This is a genomic window from Mycobacterium sp. TH-M82, from assembly GCF_057473605.1.
Genome location: NZ_JBYCKY010000510.1, coordinates 1 through 3,398 on the forward strand (window position 1 = coordinate 1; position 3,398 = coordinate 3,398).

Sequence of the window (3,398 nt, forward strand, 5' to 3'; positions counted from 1 at the left end):
CGGGCGCGCGGTGGGCGTCGCGGGTCACCGGCCGCGGCGCCGGCGCGATGATCGGCGGCCTGGTCGCGATGACGCTGGACCGCTCGATCCTGCGTCAGCTCGGCACCGGACGGCGCACGGTCGTCGTCACCGGCACCAACGGCAAGTCGACCACCACCTTGATGACCGCCGCTGCGCTGCGCGGGCTCGGGGCGGTGGCCAGCAACCCCGAGGGCGCCAACATGGACGCCGGCCTGATCGCCGCCCTGGCCGCTCAGCGCGACGCCGGCCTGGCGGTGCTGGAGGTCGACGAGATGCACGTGCCGCACGTCTTGGATGCCCTGGACGCGGCCGTGCTCGTCCTGCTGAACCTCTCCCGCGACCAGCTGGATCGGGTTGGGGAGATCAACGTGGTGGAACGGGCGCTGCGGGCCGGCCTGTCGCGGCATCCGCAGACGGTGGTGGTCGCCAACTGCGACGACGTGCTGATGACGTCGGCCGCCTACGACTGTGCGCAGGTGGTGTGGGTGGCCGCCGGTGGCCGCTGGGCCGGTGACTCGGTCAGCTGCCCGCGCAGCGGCGAGGTGATCGTGCGGGAGAACGGCCACTGGTACTCCAGCGGGGCCGACTTCGCCCGCCCCAGCCCGCACTGGTGGTTCGACGACGCGCTGGTCCACGGGCCGGACGGGCTGGCGCTGCCGATGCGGCTGGCGCTGCCGGGTGTCATCAACCGCGGCAACGCCGCGCAGGCCGTCGCCGCGGCAGTCGCGCTGGGTGCCGACCCGGCTGCGGCGGTGGCCGCGGTGTCCGAAGTCGACCAGGTTGCCGGACGGTATGCGATCGTGCCCGTCGGCGAGCACAAAGAGCACACTGTGCGCATGTTGCTGGCCAAGAACCCGGCCGGGTGGCAGGAGGCGCTGGCGATGGTGGACCGCGGGGCCTCGGTGGTGATCGCCGTCAACGGCCAGGTGCCCGATGGCGAGGACCTGTCTTGGCTGTGGGACGTGGGTTTCGAACGGTTCGACGGTACCGCGGTGGTGGCCGCCGGTGAGCGGGGCACCGACCTGGCGGTGCGGCTGGGGTATGCCGGGGTCGGGCACACCCTGGTGCACGATCTGCTGGCAGCCATCGAGTCGTGCCCGCCCGGACGCGTCGAGATCGTCGCCAACTACACCGCCTTCCTGGCGCTGCAGCGGAGGTTGGGCCTTTGACGAGCACCGCCGACCCGGTGCGGATCGGGCTGCTGCTGCCCGACGTGATGGGCACCTACGGCGACGGCGGAAACGCGGTGGTGCTGCGGCAGCGGCTGCTGATGCGCGGGATCGCCGCCGAAATCGTGGCGATCACCCTTGCCGACCCGGTGCCCGAGTCGCTGGATATCTACACACTGGGCGGGGCCGAGGACTACGCGCAGCGGCTGGCCACCCGGCATCTGGTCCGCTACCCGGGCCTGCAGCGTGCGGCCGCCCGCGGCGCACCGGTGCTGGCGATCTGCGCGGCCATCCAGGTGCTCGGCGTCTGGTATGAGACGTCGGCCGGGGAGCGGGTCGACGGGGTGGGGTTGCTGGATGCCACCACCTCGCCGCAGCCGGTCCGCAGCATCGGCGAGGTGATCGCCAGGCCATTGCCGGCGGGTCTGTCGGAGCCGCTGACCGGTTTCGAGAACCACCGCGGCGGCACGGTGCTGGGTGCCACGGCATCGCCGTTGGGTGCGGTGAGCAAAGGTACGGGTAACCGCGCCGGCGACGGTGCCGACGGGGCGGTGCAGGGCAGCGTGATCGCCACCTACCTGCACGGACCGTGCCTGGCCCGCAACCCGCAGCTCGCCGATCTGCTGCTGTCCCGGGTGGCCGGTGAGCTGGCCCCGCTGGATTTACCCGAGGTGGAGCTGCTGCGCCGCGAGCGGCTGGCGGCCCCACGCCGCGTTTAGGATTTAGGCGCGCAAGAAGCTAGACCAGGTGGTCGGTGAGCGACCCCTGTTCGCCGAAGAGCCGCGGGGTCCACTCGTCGAGCAGAGCGGTGTTGTCGTTGTCGTCGGGGTGAAACCCGGCGCGTGTGTAGGCACGCAGGCGGCGGATCACCGCGCGGGTCAGAAACGGCGAGTGCCGCAGCGCGACGACGCTCCTGATCAACCGCACCGGATGGTAGGTGGCCCGGTCGGCAAGCATCGACAGGGCGGTGTGCAACGTCAGCACGCCGATGAACGTGACGCTGGTGATCCACATCGCGACGATCCGCATCCGCTCGGTGCCGCCGACCGCGCGGTAGAGGTCGAACGCGACGGCCTTGTGCTCGGATTCCTCCAGCGCATGCCAGAGCAGAACCGCCCTGACCTCGCTGTCGCCCAGCAGCTCACGAGCCCGGGGATCGCCCAGCAGGGTCTCCGCCAACGTGGCGGTGTAATGCTCCAGCGCGGCGGTCACGGCCAGCCGGTAACGCGGGCTGCGCCACCGTTCCAGCCGGGCCAGCCCCTTCTTGGTGCGCCGGTCTATCCGGTGGGTGGGATAGCCCATCAGTTGCAGCCGGTCGTTGAGCTCGCGGTGCTGGCGGCCATGGGTGACCTCCTGGCCGGTGAAGCCGGCGACGGCCTTCTTCAACTGCGGGTCGGTGATCCGATCGGCGTAGTGGCGCACCGACCGGACGAAGAAGTCCTCCCCCTGCGGAAAGAACGCCGACAACACCGCCACAATGTGGCTCATCACCAGATCGCCCTGGACGAAGTGGCGCTCCAGCGGCTCGGTGTCGTACCGGAAACGGATCCTTCGGACCTCGATCGGTCTGGACACGGTGCTGGACGCCGGCTCAAATGCGGTCACATAGCTCACGGTACCAGCGGTACCGGGTACTTGCCCAGGCCCGGATCAAGCCCGGATCAAGCTTGAATCAGGCCAGCGCGCGGCGGCCGGTGAGCGCGCGGCCCAGCGTCAGCTCGTCGGCGAATTCCAGGTCGCCGCCCATCGGCAGCCCGGAGGCCAGCCGGGTCACGGTCAAACCCGGGATGTCGCGCAGCGCCCGCACCAGGTAGGTGGCAGTCGCCTCACCCTCGGTGTTGGGATCGGTGGCGACGATCACCTCGGTGACGTCGACGCCGTCGACCCGCTCCCCGACCCGGTTCAGCAGCTCGCGGATTCGCAGCTGCTCGGGGCCGACCCCGGACAGCGGGTCCAGCGCACCGCCCAGGACGTGGTAGCGGCCGTGGAATTCGCGGGTGCGCTCGATGGCAGCCACGTCCTTGGGCTCCTCGACGACGCAGATCTGCGAGAAGTCCCGGCGCGGGTCGCCGCAGATCCGGCAGCGCTCGCCGTCGGAGACGTTGCCGCAGACCGCGCAGAACCGCACGCCGTCGCGCACCGTCGCCAAAACCGCGGTGAGCCGGTCGATCTCCGCCGGTTCGACGGACAGCAGGTGAAAGGCGATGC

At 70.9% G+C, this 3,398-nt stretch carries 4 protein-coding genes; 2 read left to right on the plus strand and 2 right to left on the minus strand.

The genetic code is table 11. The features are described 5' to 3' along the window. Together AC2VON_RS15785 and AC2VON_RS15790 are read left to right on the plus strand one after the other, a co-directional pair. A partial coding sequence (locus tag AC2VON_RS15785) for a DUF1727 domain-containing protein (protein WP_486953800.1) occupies positions 1–1,190 on the plus strand: 1,190 nt, incomplete at its 5' end. A 17-nt stretch (positions 1,191–1,207) separates the two neighbouring features. Then, positions 1,208–1,909 (plus strand): type 1 glutamine amidotransferase, encoded by a 702-nt coding sequence (locus AC2VON_RS15790; RefSeq protein ID WP_486953802.1) that lies wholly within the window; start codon positions 1,208–1,210, stop codon positions 1,907–1,909. Between the two features lie 19 nt (positions 1,910–1,928). Here the strand turns inward: AC2VON_RS15790 and AC2VON_RS15795 are convergent, their stop codons facing one another. Beyond that, positions 1,929–2,765 carry a metal-dependent hydrolase gene (locus AC2VON_RS15795; RefSeq protein WP_486953803.1) on the minus strand — a complete coding sequence of 279 codons (837 nt, stop codon included), beginning with the start codon at positions 2,763–2,765 and terminating at the stop codon, positions 1,929–1,931. Between the two features lie 97 nt (positions 2,766–2,862). Next, positions 2,863–3,398, minus strand: a 536-nt coding sequence (gene recR / locus AC2VON_RS15800) for a recombination mediator RecR (RefSeq protein ID WP_486953801.1), incomplete at its 5' end; no start/stop codon positions are given.